The following is a 19,151-nucleotide window of genomic DNA, read 5'->3' on the forward strand; positions in this document are numbered from 1 at the left end:
TCGTCAATCCACCGCCGTTTGCTGCGCCCGATAGGACGCGAGATCGAAATAGTCCCGCCATTCCGCGATCAGCCCGTTTTCCAGCCGGAACGCGCCCATGATCGGCAGCGCGACGGTGCGCCCGTCCATCCACATGCGGTCGACGCGCTCCGTCAGCACCGTGTCGCCGCGCCGGGCGATATGCAGGATATCCCAGCGGACGGCATCGAACGGCCCTGCCGATTGGAGGTAGTTCATCACTGCGGCGTGTCCCCGCAGCGGCGGCAAAGGTCCATTGAGGTAAAGGATCTCGGCCGCGAGCAGCGCCTCGATCCGCTCCCAGTCCGGACCTGACCACGCTTCGCAGAACGCCTCCACCAAGGCGACGCGCTCGTCAGGTGGCTTCACGAATGTATCCCTCGATTATATCGATATCGATGTTATTAGAGGGCTTGAGCGTTGTCAAACGGGGCGCGGCACGTCTCGCCCGGCGCGTCGAGCAACGCCCGCTCAGCAAACTCTTGCGGAAGACGAGCCCGCCGGGAAAGTTGCACGTACAGCGTTAGACTTTGTCCGACTGCCGAGTTTGGGAAGCGCGACGGATGAGTGCGGACGCGTCCGCCTTCACTCTGCGTGCCGACTTGGCATGTCCGACGCTCGCGGGCCTAAGGCCGCAGCACCCAGCCGCCGTCGACATGCACCGTCTGGCCGGTGATCCACTGGCCCGCTTCCGAGCAGAGCAGCAGCAAGGTCCCGACCAGTTCGTCGGGCGCACCGCGAGCACGCAGCGCGCAGGCCATTTCGAGGAATTTGATGAAGGGCGAATCGTCGGGGACGAGCATCTTGCCCGCATCCGACGTGACATTGCCCGGAGCGATCGCGTTGCAGGTGATGCCGTCCTTGCCGAACTGCTTGGCGAGGCTGGTGGTGAGGCCGACCAGCGCGAGCTTGGTGATGCCGTAGAGCCCCGAGGCGGGGAAGGCACCGCCCGAGGTCTGGTTGATGATCCGCCCGCCACCACGCTCGCGCATCGAGGGAATCGCGGCGCGCGCGCAAAGCAGCGCGCCATCGAGATTGACCGCGAACGCCTTGTGCCAGGCATCCATGCTGACGCTTTCGAAATTGTCGTAGCTGATATCGACCATCAGCGCGGCGTTGTTGACGAGGATGTCGATGCCGCCGAACGCCTCGATTGCCGCCGCGCCCATTGCCTTGGTCGAGTCCTCGCTGGCGACGTCGACTTCGACTGCCGCAGCCTTGCCGCCGCTTTTGTTAATCTCTTCGGCGACGGCTTGCGCCCCCGCCTTGTTGAGGTCGGCCACCACGACCGAGGCGCCCGCTGCCGCGAGCCCCTTGGCATAGGCCGCGCCGATCGAATTGCCCCGGCCGCCCGCGCCGGTCACCACCGCCACCTTGCCGTCGAGCCGGAACTGGTCGAGCGAGAATGTCATGCTGGTCTCTCCTGAAGGTCAGTTCGCGCCCGCGGCGCGCAGAAAGGCATTGGCGGCGTCGGCGAGCTGCTCGGCCGCATCGCTGTCGGGTAGGGTTGCGGCCAGCAGCTTTACGTCCTTGGCGAGCAGCCCCGCGCCGTGCGCGAAGGCATCGGGCTGGGGCAGCCGCGCATAGACTTCGAAGCCGAAGCTGCGCCCGCTGCTCGCCTTGATGAGGTCGCCGAACGCCTTGCGACCGATGCCGAGCGCTTCGCTTGCCTGCATCGCGGCATGGGCGAGGCCCATATTGGCCGCCATCAGTGCGTTGTTGACGATCTTGGCGCGCTGGCCCGATCCCGCCGGGCCGAGCAGTACGAGCAGGCCGGCAAAGCTCTCGAACACCGGCTTTGCCTGTTCAAAGGCGGCCTGCTCGGCGCCGCACATGACGGTGAGTGTCTGCGCCGCCGCCGCCGGACCGCCGCCGCTCACCGGAGCATCGACGAAGGCCACGCCGCGTTCGGCGCAGCGCGCGGCGAGCTTTTCGCAGCTTTCGGGCAGGATCGTCGAATGGATGGCGAGCAGGCTGCCCGGGCGCATCGCCGGGATGATCTGGTCGCACAGATCGGCGACGCCCGCATCGTCGACCACGCACAGCCCGACATGATCGCAGGCGGCGGCGAGTTCGGCGGGCGATGCCGCAGCCGTCGCCCCTTGCGCGACGAAGGGATCGAGCGCCTCGGGACGGCGCGCCCAGACAGTGAGCGGATAGCCTTCGGCCAGCATCCGCTCGGCCATCGGCCCGCCCTGACTGCCGAGGCCGATGAATCCGGTGCTCGGATTACCGGTCATCCCGCGGTGATCCCCTTGTCGATCGACAGGCACGATCCGTGGAAGCCGCGTCCGGCGGGCGAAGCAAGCATGAGGATCACGTCGGCGACATCCTCGACTTCCACCGTGCCGCGCATGCCCGAGAAGCGCTTGAGCAACTCGATGTCGCAGTTTTCGGGCGGGCGGAAGTTCTTCGCGATGTTGGTGATCATGCCTCCCGGCGCGACGGCGTTGATGCGGATGGGTTTCTTCTGGAACTCCATCGCCATCGCCTTGGTCATGCCGACGATGCCCCATTTGCTGGCGCAATAGGCCGCGGCATAGGCTTCGCCGATATAGGATGCCGAGGACGCGACATTGACGATCGCGCCGTCGCTTTCGAGCAGGTGCGGGATCGCCGCCTGCGAGAGTAGGAACGGCGCGTCGAGATTGACCGAGATCGTCCGGCGATACTGGTCGATCGGCATGTCCGCCGAATTGGCGAGATAGATGACGCCCGCGATGTTGCACAGCGCGTCGAGCCTGCCGAACTTCTCGACCGCCTTCGCGACCACCGCCGCGCAGGCCCCCGGATCGGAAAGGTCCGCCGTCTCGCTTCCCACTTCGCGGCCGCTGTCGGCAAGCATCGATACGGTTTCGGCCAGATCGTCAGCATTGACGTCGACCAGCCACAGATCGGCGCCCGCCGCCGCCAGCGTCAGCGCCGTCTGGCGGCCGAGGCCCGATGCCGCGCCGGTTACCAGCGCGACCTTGCCGTTCATGTCGGTATTCATGCGTTTCGCCTCATGCTTTCGGGGCGTGCTAGGGCAGGCCCTTGGCAACCTTGTCGATCATCTCGAGGATGACCATCTGCATCCGCGACGCCTTGGGCCAGCCGGCATGGGTGCCATATTGCAGCACGAATTCGAGCATCTCGTCGGGCTGGCAATTGCCGCTCGCCATCGCCGCGTGGATGTGGCTGCGGATCGGAATTTCCGCGCCCGATTCGCACACGCCGACCAGGGTGATCCAGCGGCGCGACGGCTCGTCGAGCCCGCGACGGCGCCACATTTCGCCGAAGACGAAATTGTTGATCCCCTGAAGATAGGGCGTCCTGGGCGGCCCGGGCGGGAACAGCATCACCTTGTCGAATTCGGCATGGCCCTGATCGTTGCGCTCCTGCGGGTCCCAGGCCTCGCCGCGGATCGGCGGCACTTCGGCAGGCGGCAGGCCCAGTTCCTCGGCGACGCGGGTGACAGCCCGGTCGAGCCGCCCACCATTGCCCCATCCGGCATAGACGGCGAGGTGCAGCGCGGCTTCACGCAGTTCGGCGAGCGTCAGTTCCTGATTGGTGAGCGCGCCGCGCACGAAATCGTCGATCTGGCTGTCTTCCAGATTGCACGTCGCGGCGGTCGCCATCGCCACCAGATAGCGCGCGCGCAGCGGCAATCCGGGGCGTGTCCACACTTCCGCCCAGACGAAGTCGCGCCAGCTCTCCTCGAGCAGCGTACTGGGCTGGACCGGGTCTCGCCCGGTCGATCTGGCTTCGGTGTCGAGGCCGGTCTGCGACCGGTCGGCGGGGTCGAGCATTGCCATGTCCGCGCTCCTCAGTCCTGCAGGTTGATCCAGACGTTGCGGACCTGCTGAAACTCGCGCAGCCCCTCGATCCCGCCGAGGCGGCCGTGACCCGAATGTTTCATCCCGCCGAAGGGGACGCAGGGCGTCATCGCCTCGCCCGATCCGTTGACCTGAACCTGCCCCGCCATCATCCGGTTGGCGACGCGGTGTGCGCGGGCGAGATTGGTGGTGTGGATATAGGCGCCGAGGCCGTAATCGCTGTCGTTCGCCAGCGCGATGGCCTCTTCCTCGCTGTCGAAGGGGGTGACGACCAGCACCGGCCCGAACACTTCGTTGCGCGCGATATGGCTGTCGGGCGAAACATCGGCGAGCACGGTGATCGGCAGGAAATAGCCGGCTTCATGATCGCCGCCCATGCGTTCACCGCCGACCACGACGCGCGCACCGTCGGAAACGCCGCCTTCGACCATCGACTGGATGCGATTGAGCGCGCTTTCGGAAATGACCGGCCCCATCACCGTGTCCTGCGCCAGCGGATCGCCGACCTTGATATAGCCCGCCATCGCCTGCAGCATCTGAAGATAGGGCTCGTAGATCGAGCGCTCGACCAGCAGCCGCGTGCCGTTGACGCAGCCTTGTCCGTTGGCGCTCACCGCTCCGGTCAGACCGCGTTTTGCCGCTGCTTGCAAATCGGCATCGCCGAACACGATCACCGCCGATTTGCCGCCCAGTTCAAGGCCAACCGGCTTCAGCGTGTCCGCCGCGCTCGCCAGGATCTTTTTCGCCGTGCCGCCCGATCCGATGAATTCGATCTTGCCGATGCCGGGATGCGACACCATCGCCGCGCCGACATCGCCGCCGCCGGTGACGAGATTGACCACGCCCGGGGGAAAACCCGCCTCACCGATCAGCTCGACCAGCTTCATCAGCGAATAGGGCGCGTTTTCGGGGGCTTTCAGCACCACGCAATTGCCCGCGGCGAGCGCAGGTGCCAGAACCATCGTGGCGGCGAAGAGCGGCCCGTTCCACGGCACGATAACGCCAACCACGCCATAGGGCTCGTAGCGCACATAGTCATGCGCGGGACCGCCCCAGGTCTCGATCGCGCGCCCTTCGATCTTGTCGGCCCAGCCGCCGAAATAGCGGAACTTCTGCGCCGCGTCGGCGCTCATATGCGGACCGGCGAGCAGGATCGATCCGTTCTCATAAGTGAGCAGCGGCGTCATCTCGTCGGCGCGCGCCTCGATCAACGCCGCGAGTTTGAACATCAGGTCGCGGCGCTTGTCGCCGGTCATTGCGCGCCATTCGGGGAAGGCCGCCTGCGCCGCCGCGACGGCCTTGTCTACGTCGCTCGCATCGGACATGCGGATCTCGGAGGTCACTTCGCCGGTGGCGGGATAGACATGCGCGTGCGTGTCGCCGCTGCCCTTGGCAGGCGCGCCGCCGATCACGGTGGTCGCCTTCGGCAGATTCGATCGATCCGGGCTGATAAACGCCATTTTCCTGCTCCAACTCCGATAGGCGCCCGCTTGGTGTGGGTCGTTTCTGCGCGCATGCTATTGCGCGTTAACTAGGCCGACAACTGGCTCGAAATGCGCCATTTCCGGCCAAATCTCGTCGACAAAGGCCAATACTATGCATAGTATTTCGCGCATGGCGAAGCTGACCAAAGTGTCGCGGCGGCGCGGAATCAATCTCGTCACAGCGACGGCGGCAACGCTGCGCGAGCATATCTTCGCCTGCGCTCCGGGTACGATGCTGGGCTCGCTCCACCAGCTTGCGCGCGAACTGGAGGTGGGCATCGTCACGCTGCAACAGGCGGCGCGCGTGCTCGAGCATGAAGGCATATTGGAGGTAAGGCGCGGTCCCGGCGGCGGCTATTACGGCATCCGCCCCGACGAAGCGGCGCTCGAGCGAGCGATGGACGCCTATCTGCGCGTGCATCCGGCGACTTATGACGAGGCACTCGACATGACCTCGCTGCTTTTCAACGAACTCGTCGCCGCGGCTGCGCGCTGCGAGGACGCCGCCATGCGCGCGAAGCTGGCTGCGATCGCCGATCAGTTCGACGAGACCAGGCTGGACTATGTGACGATCGGTGCGCTGGAAATCGAATTTCAGGAACTGCTGTTCCAAATGGTGCGTCGCCCGCTGTTCGAGATGCTCACCCGCGTGACGCTGCAATACGCGACCAGCCACAGCGTACCGTCTGTCCATCATGTGCAAAACGATGTGGCACGCTGGTGCGCGGGCCGCAGGACGATCATCGCCGCGATCGTCTCGGGCGACGAAGCGCTGGCCCGCTTCGAGGCCAACCGGCAGAACCGGATGATCGTTCGCAAACACCTCGAAAGTGCATTGGCCTGGGAGAAAGCCGATGCACCATGAAGCGGATTTACGCTGCCCTTAACCCCCGTTGATCCGTCCTGACCCGTCAGCGAAGAGCAGGATCGGTCAGATTGCAGCGAGCAAATCGGCCAGTTAACAATCCTGCCGAATTGCAGAATCTAAGGTCCTGCCATTTCTTGGCTTGCATGGCGGAGACGGAGGGATTCGAACCCTCGATACCCCGATAGAGGTATGGCTCCTTAGCAGGGAGCTGGTTTCAGCCACTCACCCACGTCTCCGGATCGCGGCCAGCGCGAGCGGCGGCCTATAGCGGCGGCGCCCGTGCGCTTCAAGGGTCTGCGCGCGGCAATTCGACATGTCGCCGCACGCGGCCGCGTCGAAGGGACGATTCGGCTGGCCGCAAAACCGACTCGGTCCACCGCCCGTTCATTGCGGGGTCATGCGTGCTGGACTCTCTTGGCGCCCGGAAAGCCTGGTGGGGCCGCGCGCGCGGTGCGCCTTGCCCGGCGTGTGTGGAGGTATTTGGTTCGTCATGATGTCGCGCAGCAAGACTTCGCTGGCCGCCGCGCTCCTCGCGCTGGTTGCCGCCCTGTTCACAGTGGCGCCGGCTACGGCTCAGGTTCGCGCGGTCGATCCCGACACCGCCATCGACGGCGATCTCATGGGTGGGGATACCGCCCCGCCGCAAAGCTCCTATCCCGAGACCAGCTATCCCGAAACGCGCTATCCCGACGCGGCGCCATCGCCCTCGGTCGATGCCGGCGTCCAGAACGACACCGCGATCGACAACGGCACGCCGGTCGACAGCTACGGCGGCGTCGACGCCTGGGAGGCGCGCGATCTGGGCACCGATCCCGCGGCCTCGGCGAACACCTATCACAAGGACGACCTGATCGGCGCGGCCGAAGGCGTCTTCGGCGAGGGCGCCGAGGGGCTTGCCAGCATGATCGAGGACCTGCTGCGCAAGCAGGGCGAGCCCAATGGCTACATCGTCGGACGTGAGGGCTCGGGCGCCTTCGGTATCGGACTGCGCTATGGCTCGGGCACGCTCTATCACAAGGTTGAGGGACAGCGCCCGGTCTACTGGACGGGGCCTTCGCTGGGCTTCGATGCGGGGCTCAACGCCGGCAAGGCCTTCGTGCTGGTCTACAACCTCTACGACACCGAGGATCTCTATCACCGTTATGCGGCGGGCGAGGGCCAGGCCTATCTCGTCGGCGGGTTCAACGTCAGCTACCTGCGGCGCAAGGACGTGGTGCTGATCCCCGTGCGGATGGGCGCCGGTCTCCGGCTCGGCGCCAATATCGGCTACATGAAGTTCTCGCACGACCAGGATTGGCTGCCGTTCTGAACCGTCTCGCCGCGCCCCGTCGCGCATTCGCTTGCACCCCATCGCGCCCGGCGCTAAGCCCCCGCGCGCCATGCTTACAGACCTGCAACAACAGCCCGCCGATGCGCTTCTCGCGCTGATCAAGCTCCACAACACCGACCCGCGTGCCGACAAGATCGACCTCGGCGTCGGCGTCTATCGCACCGGCCAGGGCGAGACTCCCGTGTTCGGCGCGATCAAGGCGGCGGAGAAGAAGCTGGTCGAGACGCAGGCTTCCAAGGCCTACCTCGGGCCCGAGGGCGACATGGGCTTCGTCGAAGCGCTGATGCCCTACATTTTCGGCAAGGCCTCGCCCGACATGGGCGACCGCATCGAGGGCATGCAGACGCCGGGCGGAACCGGTTCGCTGCGCCTCGCGCTGGCGATGGTCAAGAAGGCCGGTTACAAGCGCCTGTTCGTCGGCAAGCCGAGCTGGCCGAACCACAATCAGATCTGCGCCGACATCGGCCTCGACGTGGTCGAGTTCAACCACGCCGCGCCCGACGGCACCGCCGACATGGACGGACTGCGCGGCGCGCTCGCCGAGGGGGGCGAGCACGATGCGATCCTGCTCCACGGCTGCTGCCACAACCCGACCGGCATCGACTATTCGAACGCCGAGTGGGACGAGATCGCCAAGCTGATCGCCGGGGCCAAGGTGCTGCCGGTGATCGATCTCGCCTATCAGGGGCTCGGCATGGGCATGGAGGAGGACGCCTACGGCCTGCGCCGCGTTCTGGTCGCGGTGCCCGAGGCGCTGGTATGCTATTCGTGCGACAAGAACTTCGGTCTCTACCGCGATCGCGTCGGCGCGCTTTACGCGATGGTCGCCGATCCGGCGGACCTGCCGCGCGTGATGTCGAACGCGCACGCACTGGCGCGGGCCAACTGGTCGCAACCGCCCGATCACGGCGGTGCGGCGGTGCGGCTGGTTCTCGAGGACGAGGCGCTCACCGCGCAGTGGCTCGACGAGCTCGACCAGATGCGCGAGCGCATGCGCCAGGTGCGCGCCAGGCTCGCGGCCGCGGGCGAGACCGGCGGTGTCGATCTCTCGCCGATCGGCGGGCAGAACGGCCTGTTCTCGATCATCCCGTTCACGCCCGAGCAGGTGCAGGAAATGCGCGCGAAGCACGGGATCTACTTCGCCGGATCGGGCCGCATCAACATTGCCGGGCTGACGATGGGCAACATCGACAAGTTCATCGCCGCGGTCGCCGACGTAACGGCGTGATGGAGCGCCAGCCGGTCCTCGAAGGGGATCGCCTGCTGTTGCGGCCCTTGCGGCCCGATGACCGCGACGCGCTCTACGCCGTCGCCTCGGACCGCGAGATCTGGGCGATGCACCCGGCGCACGACCGCTGGCGGCCCGACGTCTTCGCCACCTTCTTCGCCGAAGCGCTGGCGCGCGGCGGGGCGCTGGCGATCATCGAACGCGCGAGCGGAGAAATTGTCGGGTCGAGCCAGTTCGGCGAAGAAGACCCGGCGCATCCGGGCGAGATCGAGATCGGCTGGTCGTTCCTCGCGCGGCGCTTGTGGGGCAAGGGCTGGAATGCCGAGTTCAAGCGGCTGATGCTCGCCCACGCCCTGGCGCACTACGAAGCCGCGATCTTCCAGGTCGGCGAGGACAATGTGATTTCGCGCAGGGCGATGGAAAACATCGGCGGCGTGCTGATCGCGCGCACGCGCGACGTCGAGCGTGCCGGCAGGATGGTGCGTCACGTGACCTATGCGATCACGCGCGAGAGCTTCGCCGGCGCCGCGCTCAGCCCTTCAGGCTCTGCATCCGCTTGAGATAACGGGCGAGGACGTCGATCTCGAGATTGACCTTGTCGCCTTTCCCCAGCGCGCCCAGCGTCGTCACTTCGGCGGTGTGCGGAATGATGTTTACCGCGAACTGGCAGGTGCCGTCCGGCTGGTCGGTCACGTCGTTGACGGTGAGCGATACGCCGTCGACGGTGATCGAGCCCTTGGGGGCGAGATAGGGCGCGAGATCGGCCGGGATGGCGAAGACGATCCGGCGCGAATCGCCTTCGGGGCTCACGCCGATAACTTCGCCCACGCCATCGACGTGGCCGGTCACGATATGGCCGCCCAGTTCGTCGCCGAGCTTGAGCGCAGGCTCGAGGTTCAGCTTCGTGCCCGCCTCCCAGCGGCCCGGCACGGTGCGCGTGACCGATTCGGCCGAGACGTCGACCGCGAACCAGGCGTCGCCCGGCGCGCCGCCGCGATCGACGACGGTGAGGCATACGCCCGAGCAGGCGATCGAGGCACCGATGGCGATCCCTGCGGGGTCGAAGGGACAGGCGACGGTGAGGCGCAGGTCGCCCGTCTTGCGGGATTCGCGGATCGTGCCGAGCGCGGTGATTATTCCGGTGAACATCGCGTGCGGCTGTAGACTTCGAGCGTGTCGCTGCCAAGCCGCCTGCGATCATCGAGCCGCCAGCGGCCATGCGCCTCGGCGAGCGCGCGAAGTCCGATGTCGGCGATGGCTGGGAGGCCGCCGCCGATCAGCACGGGCGCGCGATAGAGCAGGAGCCGGTCGACGAGGTCGGCGGCGAGGAAGGACGAGGCGGTCTGCGCGCCGCCTTCGACGAAAAGGTACTGCACGTCCGCCAGCGATCCGATCGCTTCGGGCGAGGGCAGGGCGCTCCAGCCGTCGGGCGCGCCCTGGCGCGTGAGGACCACGCGGCGCGGACTGCGTTGCGCAAGGCCGGGCAGGCGGACATCGAGCCCGGGCGCATCGGCGCGCAGGGTGCCGCCGCCGACGAGAATCGCGTCGGCCCCGGCGCGCATCGCATGGCTATGCGCGCGCGCTGGATCGCCGGTGATCCATCGGCTCTCGCCTCCTGCCGTCGCGATGCAGCCGTCGAGCGACATCGCGAGCTTGAGCGTGACGTGGGGCCGCCCCGCGCGCCTGACGCTGAGATAGCCTTCGAGGCTCGCTTCGGCTTCCGGAGAGGCTTGGCGCTCAACCCGAATCCCGGCCTCGCGCAGGCGTGCGATCCCCGCACCGGCGGTGCGCGGGTCGGGGTCTTCGCAGCCGATCACCACCCGCACGATGCCCGATGCGGCGACGAGGCCGGAGCAAGCGGGGCCGCGTTCGGACTTGTGCGCGCACGGTTCGAGCGTGACATAGAGCGTGGCGCCGCGCGCCGCCTCGCCCGCGGCTTCGAGCGCGATCGCTTCGGCATGGGGGCGGCCGCCCGGGCGAGTCCAGCCGCGTCCGACGATCCTGCCGTTCTTGACCAGGATCGCGCCGACCGCCGGGTTGGGGCGGCTCATCGGCTTGCCGCGCGCGGCCAGCGCGGCGGCGGCGGCGAGCCAGCGCGAATCCTCGCTCATCGCGGCTCACTCACCGGGGGCGACGGCCTCATCGGCGGCTTGTGCCGCGCGCGCGGCGTTTGCCTCGGCGCGGCGCTTGCGGATCGCCTCGAGCTTCGCCTTCTCGCGCGCGGCCTCTTCGGCATCGGCCTCGCGCGCGATCTTCTCGACGTCCATCCCGGACCAGCGACCGAGCGACTTGTAGATCGCGCGCACGTCTTCGTCGCGTCGCGCCTGTTCGCGGGCCACGGCTTCCTTGCGTTTCTGGTTCTCGATGTTCGAGGCCATGATCTCGGCATCGGTGCGATGCTCGGGCAGGACCGAGATGTAGTCGACCTTGGGCGGCAGATGCGGCGCGCTGCCTTCCTGCTGGAACATCACGTAGAACACGCCGAAGGTGCAGGCGCCCGCCAGCGCGGCGATGCGCCAGCGGTTGTTGCCCGCCTGCTTCCACACCTCGCGGAAGTCGGCGAACATGCCGCGTGGGCTGACGTCGCGCCAGATTCCGGTGGGTTTGATCAGAGGCATGACCCGCTATTTAGGCCCTTGCGGGCGGCGTGTCACCCTAGCGGGACATAGAGCGAGCGCCCGTGCCGCTTCAGCCAGGCATTGGCATGGTCGATGTCGCCCTCGAACAGGCCGGCGAGGCAGGCATGGAAGGCGCGCGAGTGATCGAAGTGGATCAGGTGCGCGACCTCGTGCGCGACGACCGAGCGCCGCACCGCATCGGGCGCCATGATCAGCCGCCAGTTGATCCGGATCGCACCGTCGGGCGCGCAGCTTCCCCAGCGGCGCTGCGCGTTCGACAAGGCAAGCTTGGGCGCGGACCGGCCTGCCTTCACGCAGTATTCGGCGAGGTCGTCGGCGAGCAGCGCGCGTGCCTCGTCCTGCATCCAGCGCCTGAGGCGCGAGGGCAGCGAGGCTTCGGGGCCGCCGATCCGCAGCGTCGGCCCCTCGATCGCCGGACGGCGGCGCGCGGCGGGATCGTGCGCGATTTCGAGTACCGCGCCGCGAAAGGCGATCGTTCCCCCATGTCCCAGCGCCACGGGGCCGGGAATCGCCGCGACCTGCCGGGCGAGCCAGTCGCGGCGCGACGCGGCAAAGGCGAGGGCGTCGGCGGTGCGGCCCCAGGTGGGCATCGAGATGCGCACTTCGCTGCCGTCGGGAGCCAACCGCATGGTCATGCGGCGCGAGCGGGCCAGCCTGCGGATCACGATTGGCAACTCGCGCTCGCCGATCGTGATCGCGGGCGCCGCGCTCTCGCGGCGCAGCCAGAGGGGCAGGACGTCAATCATCCTCTTCGGGCTCGTCCGCATGGTCCGCGTTCCAGCCGAGCGAATGGGTGACGTGGTTCTCGATCGGCCCGGCATCGGTCTCGCTCACGACCTTGCCTGCCACCGATATCCCCGCCGCGTGCACCGCGTCGCGGTCGCCGCACACGAGGTAGTGCCAGCCGGGCAGCGGCTCGCCGTCGGCGCGCAGGCGATAGGCGCAGGTCGGCGGCAGCCACTCGAGCCCGGCGGCATTGCGCAGCGTCAGCCGCAGGCAGTCGGGCACATAGGCGCGGCGGTGGCGATAGTCGCTGCAGCGCGCGGTCTTGAGGTCGAGCAGCTTGCACGCGACGTTGGTGGCCAGGTATTCGCCGGTGTCGGCGTCTTCCAGCTTGTGCAGGCAGCACTGTCCGCAGCCGTCGCACAGCGCTTCCCACTGCGCCCGGTCGAGCGTGTCGAGCGGCTGCTCCCAGAAGGGTCGGTCGCCGGTTACCTTACCCATTTTTCGAGTTCGGCGGCCACGGCGGCGCCCTTGTCGGCGACGCCCTTTTCGACAGGCAGCATGGCAATCGGATCGCCCTCGGGCGACATCAGGAACGCCACGCGCGAGTGGTCCATGAGGTAGCCACCCTCGGTTTCCTCGCCCTTCTTGTAGTAGGTGGCGAAGGCATCTGCGGCGGTCTTTACCTGGTCGGGCGTACCGGTGAGGCCGAGCAGCCGGGGCGAGAACGCGGCGGTCCACTGGCCGACGACCTTTGGCGTATCGCGTTCCGGGTCGATCGAGATGAACACCGGCTGGACCTTGGCGGCGAGATCGGGATGCGCCTTGGCGAAACGGTTGTACCCCATCATCATCGCCTGCACGTCGAAGGGGCAGGCGTCCGGACAGAAGGTGTAGCCGAAATAGATGATCGCATACTCGCCGCGCAGGTCGTCCCAGGTCACCGTATCGCCGTTCTTGTCGACGAGAGTGAAGGGACCGCCCAGCGCCGCGCCCTCGAGCGGAGGCTTTTCGCCTCCGGGCGAACCCGATGAACAGGCCAGAAGCATGAGCGGGGCGAGAACGCCCAGGAGCATTCTTAGGAGTGAGAACATGGCGCGGCGGTTCATGCTCTGCTAAACGCGGCCATGCAAGCGCAAGCGGGTCGCGAGACGCAGGGCGCGCGGCAAGGATCTGGAGGTAAAGGCGAAGTGGTGATGCGAGTTGAGTCCGGGCGGCGTGGCGCGATCAGGCTTTCCATGGCGGGGCTCGTGATGGCGTTGGCCGCGACGCTGGCCGCGCCGCAACCGGCGATGGCGCAGTTTTCGGACGGCTACAAATTTCTCGAGGCGGTCAAGAAGAAGGAAGGCGACAAGGTCGAGCAGGCGCTGAGCGAGGGCTCGACGATCATCAACTCGCGCGACGTCACTTCGGGCGTGACCGCATTGCACATCGTCACCGAACGGCGCGACCTCACCTGGCTGCGCTATCTGGTGGGCAAGGGCGCCAACGTGAACATCCGCGACGCCAAGGGCGTCACCCCGCTCCAGCTCGCGGTCAGCCTCGGCTGGGTCGATGGCGTGCGCTTCCTGGTGAGCGCCAAGTCCAAGCTCGACGAGACCAACGTCGCGGGCGAGACGCCGCTGATCAGCGCGGTGCACCGCAAGGACCTGACGATGACGCGCATTCTGCTCGATGCGGGCGCCGATCCCGACCGTGCCGACAATTCGGGGCGCTCGGCCCGCGACTACGCAAGGCTCGAAGGGCCGCACAGTTCGATCCTCGATGCGATCGAGGCGAAGGACAAGGACGAGAAGAAAGCCTCGTCCGGCGAAACCTACGGACCGACGATTTGACCGAGGCGGGAGAGCAAGAGATGGCGGACGAAACGCTGGACGATCTGCGGCGCCGACTCGCCCCGGCGATCGCCCGTGCCGCCGTATTCGACGGCTGGAGCGCCGATGCGGTGCGGCAGGCCGCGGCTGAGCTCGGCATCGACCCCGACGTCGCGGCCTATGCCTTTCGTGACGGTGCGATGGAGATGATCGCCGCCTGGATCGCGCATGTCGATCACGCGATGGCAAGGGCGCATCCGCCCGAGGCGCTTGCCGGGATGCCGGTGCGCGAACGAATTCGCGCGCTGGTGCTCGCGCGGCTCGATGCGGTAGCCGGGCTCGAGGAAGCGCTCGGGCGGGCGCTGTCGATCATGGCGATGCCTGCGAACGCGGCGCGCGCGGCGAAACTCGGCTGGCATAGCGCCGACCTGATGTGGCGGCTCGCGGGCGACCGGGCGATGGACTTCAACCACTATTCGAAGCGCGCCATCCTGGCAGGCGTCTATGCGGCGACGCTCGCCGTGTTCAAGGACGACGAAAGCGAGGGCAAGGCCGAGACCCGCGCCTTCCTCGACCGGCGAATCGAGGGGATCATCCGCTTCGAGAAGGCCAAGGCGAAGGTTCTGCGCAAGCCCGAGGAGCGCTTCAGCCTCGCGCGATTCCTCGGCCGGCTGCGCTATCCGGCGACGTGACGATTTGATCGCGGCCAAAGCCGTGGGCCGGGTGGAAGGCCTATCCTGCGAGTGATTCGAAAAAGCGAGCTATTGCGAATAAGTTGCAATATCCCGCTCTATCTGGCAGCGGGATTCGCATGAGGCTCGATCAACTTCCGATAGGGACCGCCGCGCGGATCACGGCCATCGACTGGCCGGTCCTCGTCAAGGAAGAGGCCGCGCGCCTCAAGGCGCTCGGCATCGACGAAGGGGCGAACGTTTCGATCGCGCATCGCGGGGTGTTCGGCGGCAGCGATCCGGTCGCGCTGGTGGTCGGCCGCATGACCGTCGCGCTGCGCCGCGCCCATGCCGCTGCGATGGAAGTCGAGGCCCTGTGAATCCGCAACGCAAGGTCGCCCTCGTCGGCAATCCCAACGCGGGCAAGTCCGCGCTGTTCAATGCCCTGACCGGTGCCCGCCAGAAGATCGCGAATTATCCCGGCGTGACCGTCGAGCGCAAGGCGGGGCGCATGTTGCTGCCGAACGGCGAACCGGTCGAATTGACCGACCTTCCCGGCGCCTATGCGCTCGATCCGACGAGCCCGGACGAGGAAGTCACGAGCAAGGTGATCCGCGGCCAGTTCGCCGGCGAACGCACACCGGACGTGCTGGTCGTCGTGCTCGACGCATCGAACCTGGAACAACACCTCGTCTTCGCGCAGGAAGTGATCGCGCTGGGCAAGCCGACCGTGGTGGCGCTCAACATGGTCGATCTCGCCGAGCGCGACGGACTGGTGCTCGATCCGGCGGTCCTCGAGGAGGAGCTCGGGGTCAAGGTCGTGCCGACCGTCGCGGTGCGCCGGCGCGGCCTCGCGGAACTCGGCGCGGCACTGGCGGCGGCCGGATCGCGCCATCCGGGCCCGGGCCAGACCGATCTTTCGCTCACCGAGAGGCGCGTCGCCGCGCATGCCATGGCCTCGGCGGCGATCCTGTCCGAATCGCGGCGCCATCGCCTCCACGCGCGGCTCGACAGGGCTCTGCTGCATCCGTGGCTCGGCCCGCTCTTTCTCGTCGTGCTCCTGTTCGTCGTGTTCCAGGCCGTGTTCGCCTGGGCGACCCCGTTCGCCGACGCGCTCGAAGCCGGTGTCGGCACATTGAGCGACTTTGCCATGGCGACGATCCCGGCCGGCTTCGTGCAGGATCTGATCGTCCAGGGCCTGCTTGCCGGCGTCGGCGCGGTCGTCGTGTTCCTGCCGCAGATCGTGATCCTGTTCGCCTTCATCCTGGCGATGGAGCAATCGGGCTACATGGCGCGCGCCGCCTTCCTGATGGACCGGATGATGGCCTTCGTCGGGCTTTCCGGCCGCAGCTTCATCCCGCTTCTCTCCAGTTTCGCCTGCGCGATTCCGGGAATCATGGCGACGCGCTCGATCTCCGATCCCAAGGACCGGCTGACGACGATCCTGATCGCGCCGCTGATGACCTGTTCGGCGCGGCTGCCGGTCTACGCGGTGATCATCGCCGCGTTCATTCCCAACGAGACGGTCGGCGCCGGCATCGGCTTGCAGGGGCTCGTGCTCTTCGCGCTCTACGCGGCGGGAGTCGTCGGCGCGATGGCGGTCGCGCTGGTGCTGCGCCGCTCGGTGACGATGGGCGCGGCCAGCGGCTTCATCATGGAACTGCCCAAGTACCAGCTTCCCAAGCTCAAGGACCTCGGCATCGGCCTGTGGCAGCGCGCGTGGATCTTCCTGCGCCGCGCGGGCACGATCATCTTCACGGTCACGATCGTGCTCTGGCTGCTGCTGAGTTTTCCCAAGGCCGGGCCCGGCGAGAGCCAGGTCGACGTTTCGATCGCGGGCAAGCTGGCCAATGGTCTGGCCGTCGTGGTGGAGCCGATCGGCTTCAACCGCGACATGGCGCTGGCGCTGATCCCGGCGATGGCCGCGCGCGAAGTGGCAGTCAGCTCGCTGGCGACGACCTACGCGGTCGATGCGGGCGACGACGAGGAAGCCGAGGCCGTCGCGCTCGGCGATCAGCTCAAGGCGCGCTGGACGCTGCCGATGGCGCTCGCCTTCCTCGCCTGGTTCGTCTTCGCGCCGCAGTGCATGTCGACGATCGCGGTGGCGCGGCGCGAGACCAACGGGTGGAAGTGGCCGACCTTCATGCTCGTCTACCTGTTCGCCCTCGCCTACGTCTCGGCCGGAGCGACGTTCTGGATCGCGAGCGCCTTCGGGCTGTAGTCGCTCACCTGCGAACAACCGCCGTTTGCGGACTCGCGCCGGCGGGTCGCATTGGCTAATCCCGTCGCTCAGATTCGAGAGGACAAGGAATCCATGGCAGGCAGCCTCAACAAAGTCATGCTCATCGGCAACCTCGGGGCCGATCCGGAGATCCGCTCGTTCCAGAACGGCGGCAAGGTCGCCAATCTGCGCATCGCCACTTCCGAGAGCTGGAAGGACCGCAATACCGGCGAGCGTCAGGAGCGGACCGAATGGCACAGCGTCGCGATCTTTTCCGAAGGGCTCGTCGGCGTGGTCGAGCGCTATCTGCGCAAGGGCTCGAAAGTCTACGTCGAAGGCCAGCTCCAGACGCGCAAGTGGCAGGACCAGTCGGGCAACGACCGCTATTCGACCGAAGTCGTCATTCGCGGCATGAACGGCACGCTGACCATGCTCGATGGCGCCCCGGGCGGCGGTGGTTCGCGCGGCGGCGGTGGCGGAGACTGGGGCGGCGGTGGCCGTTCGCAGCAGGGCGGTGACGACTGGGGGCGCGGCTCCTCGTCGGGCGGCGGCTCTTCGCGCGGCGGTGATGACTGGGGGCGCGGAGGCGGCGGCAGCCTGGGCGACGACCTCGACGACGATATCCCGTTCTGATCAGCGCGAGGGCACCGATCGGTCGCGCCGGTGGACGAAGCCCGCGACCGACAGCCGCACGCGGTCCCCCGCCGCCGGCTCGACCCGCGTGATCGCGTGCCGGACGTGGGGCGGGATGGTGACGAGCCGGTCGAAGGACGGCAGAATCCACGAGCCGTGACCGATTTGAGCGACCGAGCGGCGCTCTTCTTCCGGTTCGAAGACGGCCCGGCGAACCGGCGGTGAATCGGGATCATCGGGCACGAGCAGCAGCAGGCCGCCCCAGTGCACGTCCCATTCACGCGTGAGATAATAGGTGTAGGCCCCGTCGTAGAGCGTGTCGTCGCGGTGGAGGCCGAGCCCCGATGCGACCGGATAGATCCATGGCGTCAGGCTGACGATCCACGCGTTCGACCTTGGATCGAGCATCGCGCGGGCTATCTCGCGCGCCAGCGGCTGCAGCGGTTCGGGCAGTTCCGTGTTGACGCCGTTGCCGTGCGCGTCCGCGGTCCAGGTCGGGCCTTGCAGCGCGGGCTTCTCGGTCAGGCGCCAGACCGACTTCCACCGCTTCTCGTGAACCGACTTGAAGCTTAGTCGTTCGAACCAGGCGAGCAGGGATCGCGCCTGCTCCTCCCCCAGCAGATTGTTCGTGACGGAGACGCGGTCGCGCCGTGTCTCATCCGTCCGATTGTGCGAGCGCTGAATTGAAGTGGCCAAGGCAATCGTCGTATTTCGTGAGGGTCCTTCGGGAATCGAGACGCCGCACTTAGCGGCACCGGCTGACGATTTTAACCCCTGTTCCGACCGAAAATCGTCCGATCCCGCCTGATATCCTCAGGTTATTCGCACCGACGCGCGACCCTGTTCAATCGGTTGATGAGCCGGGCAGGCTTGCAAGCTGGGCCAGCGCCCGTGGGACCGACTCGCGTCCGATCGCCGGACTGTGGGCGCTTAGAATGGTATCGATTTCGAGCCGTGCGAGTCTGTCGACTTCGGCGCGAAAGGCCGCTGCGTCGACAAGCGAGAGCCAGGGGCAGAGCGATGCGTGGTGGAAGCGCGCGCTGCCTTCGGCCCAGCGTTCCGGCGCGATCTCGCTCACCCAGTCGACCGGGTGGTCCGGCATCGGCGCGCAGAAGGCGTCGGACGCATAGTAAACCCGCGTCAGCTCGTCGAAAACGCCGCGCGTGTAGGGGCTGTCATAGACCGGCGGTCGCACCGGGCGGAGCATGCGGTCGCCCACGCAGAAGGGCTCGTCGTTGCCCACCAGCCGCATCCGCTCATGCGCGATGCCGAACGAGGCGTGGCTGCGAAACGATTCGCCCGGGCTCGTCACCAGCGTGGCGTTGGGGCAGCGCGAGAGCGCCTCGACCATGTTGCCCGAATGGTCGCTGTCGTTGTGGGTGACGAAGATCCAGCGCAGGTCATCAGGCGCGACGAGCGAGAAGACGTCCTCGAACCACTGCTCGCGGTCTGTGACCATGCCGGTGTCGACGACGATCGGTTCGGCGGCGCGGATCACCATCGAATTGAGATTGGTCCACGATTCGCCGACCGAGGGCGTGACCGCGCGGATCAGGAACGTGGCGGGCGCGACCTCGAGCGGCGCCTGCCGGGGACGGGCCGTGCCGGGGGCGATGTCGAAGTGGTTCATGGCAAGCTTTCTCCGGCGCGCCCGCGATCCTGTGGGGGATCGGACTCATACGCCAAGGCTGGCGCGCGGTGGCCGAG

23 protein-coding genes and 1 tRNA gene are annotated in these 19,151 nt (G+C 67.3%); 9 read left to right on the forward strand and 15 right to left on the reverse strand.

All coding sequences use genetic code 11. The features are described 5' to 3' along the window. Window positions 1-3 precede the first annotated feature (3 nt). From B2G71_RS17130 to B2G71_RS17155, 6 genes are all read right to left on the reverse strand, one after another. Window positions 4-357: a limonene-1,2-epoxide hydrolase family protein gene (locus B2G71_RS17130; RefSeq protein ID WP_240530208.1), complete on the reverse strand. Its 354-nt coding sequence runs from the start codon at window positions 355-357 to the stop codon at window positions 4-6. Window positions 358-644: 287 nt separating this feature from the next. Next, window positions 645-1,430, reverse strand: coding sequence for an SDR family oxidoreductase (locus B2G71_RS17135; protein ID WP_098107916.1), 786 nt, complete (start codon window positions 1,428-1,430; stop codon window positions 645-647). An 18-nt stretch (window positions 1,431-1,448) separates the two neighbouring features. After that, complete coding sequence (locus B2G71_RS17140) at window positions 1,449-2,258, reverse strand: NAD(P)-dependent oxidoreductase (RefSeq protein WP_098107917.1); 810 nt, start codon at window positions 2,256-2,258, stop codon at window positions 1,449-1,451. After that, window positions 2,255-3,010, reverse strand: coding sequence for an SDR family oxidoreductase (locus B2G71_RS17145; RefSeq protein ID WP_098107919.1), 756 nt, complete (start codon window positions 3,008-3,010; stop codon window positions 2,255-2,257). The genes B2G71_RS17140 and B2G71_RS17145 overlap by 4 nt, the downstream gene beginning before the upstream one ends. Before the next feature lie 28 nt (window positions 3,011-3,038). Then, a complete protein-coding gene (locus B2G71_RS17150; protein WP_098107920.1) occupies window positions 3,039-3,812 on the reverse strand; it encodes a carboxymuconolactone decarboxylase family protein in 774 nt (257 codons plus the stop codon). Window positions 3,813-3,823: 11 nt separating this feature from the next. Continuing rightward, on the reverse strand, window positions 3,824-5,293 hold the full coding sequence (locus tag B2G71_RS17155; protein ID WP_098107922.1) for an aldehyde dehydrogenase family protein: 1,470 nt from the start codon (window positions 5,291-5,293) through the stop codon (window positions 3,824-3,826). Window positions 5,294-5,447: 154 nt separating this feature from the next. Here B2G71_RS17155 and B2G71_RS17160 point away from each other — a divergent pair, with 154 nt between their 5' ends. After that, a complete protein-coding gene (locus B2G71_RS17160) occupies window positions 5,448-6,182 on the forward strand; it encodes a GntR family transcriptional regulator (RefSeq protein ID WP_098107924.1) in 735 nt (244 codons plus the stop codon). A gap of 147 nt (window positions 6,183-6,329) precedes the next feature. Here B2G71_RS17160 and B2G71_RS17165 read toward each other — a convergent pair. Then, window positions 6,330-6,421, reverse strand: a tRNA-Ser gene (locus B2G71_RS17165). Window positions 6,422-6,678: 257 nt separating this feature from the next. Here B2G71_RS17165 and B2G71_RS17170 point away from each other — a divergent pair. From B2G71_RS17170 to B2G71_RS17180, 3 genes are all read left to right on the forward strand, one after another. Beyond that, a complete protein-coding gene (locus B2G71_RS17170; RefSeq protein WP_098108051.1) occupies window positions 6,679-7,494 on the forward strand; it encodes a DUF1134 domain-containing protein in 816 nt (271 codons plus the stop codon). A 70-nt stretch (window positions 7,495-7,564) separates the two neighbouring features. After that, window positions 7,565-8,743, forward strand: coding sequence for an aromatic amino acid transaminase (locus B2G71_RS17175; RefSeq protein WP_098107926.1), 1,179 nt, complete (start codon window positions 7,565-7,567; stop codon window positions 8,741-8,743). Then, window positions 8,743-9,303, forward strand: a complete 561-nt coding sequence (locus B2G71_RS17180; protein ID WP_098107928.1) for a GNAT family N-acetyltransferase — start codon at window positions 8,743-8,745, stop codon at window positions 9,301-9,303. Before B2G71_RS17175 ends, B2G71_RS17180 begins: the two co-directional genes overlap by 1 nt. Here the strand turns inward: B2G71_RS17180 and B2G71_RS17185 are convergent. The 6 genes from B2G71_RS17185 to B2G71_RS17210 are packed head-to-tail and all read right to left on the reverse strand — an operon-like array spanning window position 9,275 to window position 13,199. Further along, on the reverse strand, window positions 9,275-9,892 hold the full coding sequence (locus B2G71_RS17185) for a riboflavin synthase (RefSeq protein WP_098107929.1): 618 nt from the start codon (window positions 9,890-9,892) through the stop codon (window positions 9,275-9,277). The two genes, B2G71_RS17180 and B2G71_RS17185, sit on opposite strands and share 29 nt — an antisense overlap. Then, complete coding sequence (ribD, locus tag B2G71_RS17190) at window positions 9,877-10,854, reverse strand: bifunctional diaminohydroxyphosphoribosylaminopyrimidine deaminase/5-amino-6-(5-phosphoribosylamino)uracil reductase RibD (RefSeq protein WP_098107931.1); 978 nt, start codon at window positions 10,852-10,854, stop codon at window positions 9,877-9,879. Before ribD ends, B2G71_RS17185 begins: the two co-directional genes overlap by 16 nt. Window positions 10,855-10,860: 6 nt before the next feature. Further along, complete coding sequence (locus B2G71_RS17195) at window positions 10,861-11,361, reverse strand: hypothetical protein (protein ID WP_240530201.1); 501 nt, start codon at window positions 11,359-11,361, stop codon at window positions 10,861-10,863. Between the two features lie 32 nt (window positions 11,362-11,393). Further along, window positions 11,394-12,128, reverse strand: a complete 735-nt coding sequence (locus B2G71_RS17200; RefSeq protein ID WP_098107932.1) for a M48 family metallopeptidase — start codon at window positions 12,126-12,128, stop codon at window positions 11,394-11,396. Then, window positions 12,121-12,606: a YcgN family cysteine cluster protein gene (locus B2G71_RS17205; RefSeq protein WP_098107934.1), complete on the reverse strand. Its 486-nt coding sequence runs from the start codon at window positions 12,604-12,606 to the stop codon at window positions 12,121-12,123. Before B2G71_RS17205 ends, B2G71_RS17200 begins: the two co-directional genes overlap by 8 nt. Beyond that, window positions 12,594-13,199 (reverse strand): SCO family protein, encoded by a 606-nt coding sequence (locus B2G71_RS17210; RefSeq protein WP_240530202.1) that lies wholly within the window; start codon window positions 13,197-13,199, stop codon window positions 12,594-12,596. Before B2G71_RS17210 ends, B2G71_RS17205 begins: the two co-directional genes overlap by 13 nt. Window positions 13,200-13,301: 102 nt before the next feature. On the opposite strand from B2G71_RS17210, the gene B2G71_RS17215 reads away from it, so the two are divergent. The 5 genes from B2G71_RS17215 (at window position 13,302) to ssb (ending at window position 17,444) form a co-directional block, all read left to right on the forward strand. Then, window positions 13,302-13,940: an ankyrin repeat domain-containing protein gene (locus B2G71_RS17215; protein WP_346426944.1), complete on the forward strand. Its 639-nt coding sequence runs from the start codon at window positions 13,302-13,304 to the stop codon at window positions 13,938-13,940. 20 nt (window positions 13,941-13,960) lie between these two features. Then, entirely contained in the window at window positions 13,961-14,611 is a 651-nt protein-coding gene (locus B2G71_RS17220) for a COQ9 family protein (RefSeq protein ID WP_098107939.1), read from the forward strand. Between the two features lie 119 nt (window positions 14,612-14,730). Beyond that, window positions 14,731-14,970, forward strand: a complete 240-nt coding sequence (locus B2G71_RS17225) for a FeoA family protein (RefSeq protein WP_098107941.1) — start codon at window positions 14,731-14,733, stop codon at window positions 14,968-14,970. Beyond that, a complete protein-coding gene (locus B2G71_RS17230) occupies window positions 14,967-16,811 on the forward strand; it encodes a ferrous iron transporter B (RefSeq protein ID WP_098107942.1) in 1,845 nt (614 codons plus the stop codon). Before B2G71_RS17225 ends, B2G71_RS17230 begins: the two co-directional genes overlap by 4 nt. 93 nt (window positions 16,812-16,904) lie before the next feature. Continuing rightward, on the forward strand, window positions 16,905-17,444 hold the full coding sequence (gene ssb / locus B2G71_RS17235) for a single-stranded DNA-binding protein (protein WP_098107943.1): 540 nt from the start codon (window positions 16,905-16,907) through the stop codon (window positions 17,442-17,444). Here the strand turns inward: ssb and B2G71_RS17240 are convergent, their stop codons facing one another. After that, a complete protein-coding gene (locus B2G71_RS17240; RefSeq protein WP_098107945.1) occupies window positions 17,445-18,140 on the reverse strand; it encodes a 2OG-Fe(II) oxygenase in 696 nt (231 codons plus the stop codon). It abuts the gene before it with no gap. A gap of 148 nt (window positions 18,141-18,288) precedes the next feature. Then, complete coding sequence (locus B2G71_RS17245) at window positions 18,289-19,074, reverse strand: MBL fold metallo-hydrolase (RefSeq protein WP_098107947.1); 786 nt, start codon at window positions 19,072-19,074, stop codon at window positions 18,289-18,291. Window positions 19,075-19,151: the final 77 nt, after the last annotated feature.

Source organism: Novosphingobium sp. PC22D (assembly GCF_002556635.1).
Lineage (GTDB): Bacteria > Pseudomonadota > Alphaproteobacteria > Sphingomonadales > Sphingomonadaceae > Novosphingobium.

What these genes read in the sequence shown, in the direction of transcription:
- B2G71_RS17135 (WP_098107916.1), bottom strand. Translation starts at nt 1,430, where the DNA reads ATGACATTCTCGCTCGACCAGTTCCGGCTCGACGGCAAGGTGGCGGTG.
- B2G71_RS17140 (WP_098107917.1), bottom strand. Translation starts at nt 2,258, where the DNA reads ATGACCGGTAATCCGAGCACCGGATTCATCGGCCTCGGCAGTCAGGGC.
- B2G71_RS17145 (WP_098107919.1), bottom strand. Translation starts at nt 3,010, where the DNA reads ATGAATACCGACATGAACGGCAAGGTCGCGCTGGTAACCGGCGCGGCA.
- B2G71_RS17150 (WP_098107920.1), bottom strand. Translation starts at nt 3,812, where the DNA reads ATGGCAATGCTCGACCCCGCCGACCGGTCGCAGACCGGCCTCGACACC.
- B2G71_RS17155 (WP_098107922.1), bottom strand. Translation starts at nt 5,293, where the DNA reads ATGGCGTTTATCAGCCCGGATCGATCGAATCTGCCGAAGGCGACCACC.
- B2G71_RS17160 (WP_098107924.1), top strand. Translation starts at nt 5,448, where the DNA reads ATGGCGAAGCTGACCAAAGTGTCGCGGCGGCGCGGAATCAATCTCGTC.
- B2G71_RS17170 (WP_098108051.1), top strand. Translation starts at nt 6,679, where the DNA reads ATGTCGCGCAGCAAGACTTCGCTGGCCGCCGCGCTCCTCGCGCTGGTT.
- B2G71_RS17175 (WP_098107926.1), top strand. Translation starts at nt 7,565, where the DNA reads ATGCTTACAGACCTGCAACAACAGCCCGCCGATGCGCTTCTCGCGCTG.
- B2G71_RS17180 (WP_098107928.1), top strand. Translation starts at nt 8,743, where the DNA reads ATGGAGCGCCAGCCGGTCCTCGAAGGGGATCGCCTGCTGTTGCGGCCC.
- B2G71_RS17185 (WP_098107929.1), bottom strand. Translation starts at nt 9,892, where the DNA reads ATGTTCACCGGAATAATCACCGCGCTCGGCACGATCCGCGAATCCCGC.
- ribD (WP_098107931.1), bottom strand. Translation starts at nt 10,854, where the DNA reads ATGAGCGAGGATTCGCGCTGGCTCGCCGCCGCCGCCGCGCTGGCCGCG.
- B2G71_RS17195 (WP_240530201.1), bottom strand. Translation starts at nt 11,361, where the DNA reads ATGCCTCTGATCAAACCCACCGGAATCTGGCGCGACGTCAGCCCACGC.
- B2G71_RS17200 (WP_098107932.1), bottom strand. Translation starts at nt 12,128, where the DNA reads ATGATTGACGTCCTGCCCCTCTGGCTGCGCCGCGAGAGCGCGGCGCCC.
- B2G71_RS17205 (WP_098107934.1), bottom strand. Translation starts at nt 12,606, where the DNA reads ATGGGTAAGGTAACCGGCGACCGACCCTTCTGGGAGCAGCCGCTCGAC.
- B2G71_RS17210 (WP_240530202.1), bottom strand. Translation starts at nt 13,199, where the DNA reads ATGTTCTCACTCCTAAGAATGCTCCTGGGCGTTCTCGCCCCGCTCATG.
- B2G71_RS17215 (WP_346426944.1), top strand. Translation starts at nt 13,302, where the DNA reads ATGCGAGTTGAGTCCGGGCGGCGTGGCGCGATCAGGCTTTCCATGGCG.
- B2G71_RS17220 (WP_098107939.1), top strand. Translation starts at nt 13,961, where the DNA reads ATGGCGGACGAAACGCTGGACGATCTGCGGCGCCGACTCGCCCCGGCG.
- B2G71_RS17225 (WP_098107941.1), top strand. Translation starts at nt 14,731, where the DNA reads ATGAGGCTCGATCAACTTCCGATAGGGACCGCCGCGCGGATCACGGCC.
- ssb (WP_098107943.1), top strand. Translation starts at nt 16,905, where the DNA reads ATGGCAGGCAGCCTCAACAAAGTCATGCTCATCGGCAACCTCGGGGCC.
- B2G71_RS17245 (WP_098107947.1), bottom strand. Translation starts at nt 19,074, where the DNA reads ATGAACCACTTCGACATCGCCCCCGGCACGGCCCGTCCCCGGCAGGCG.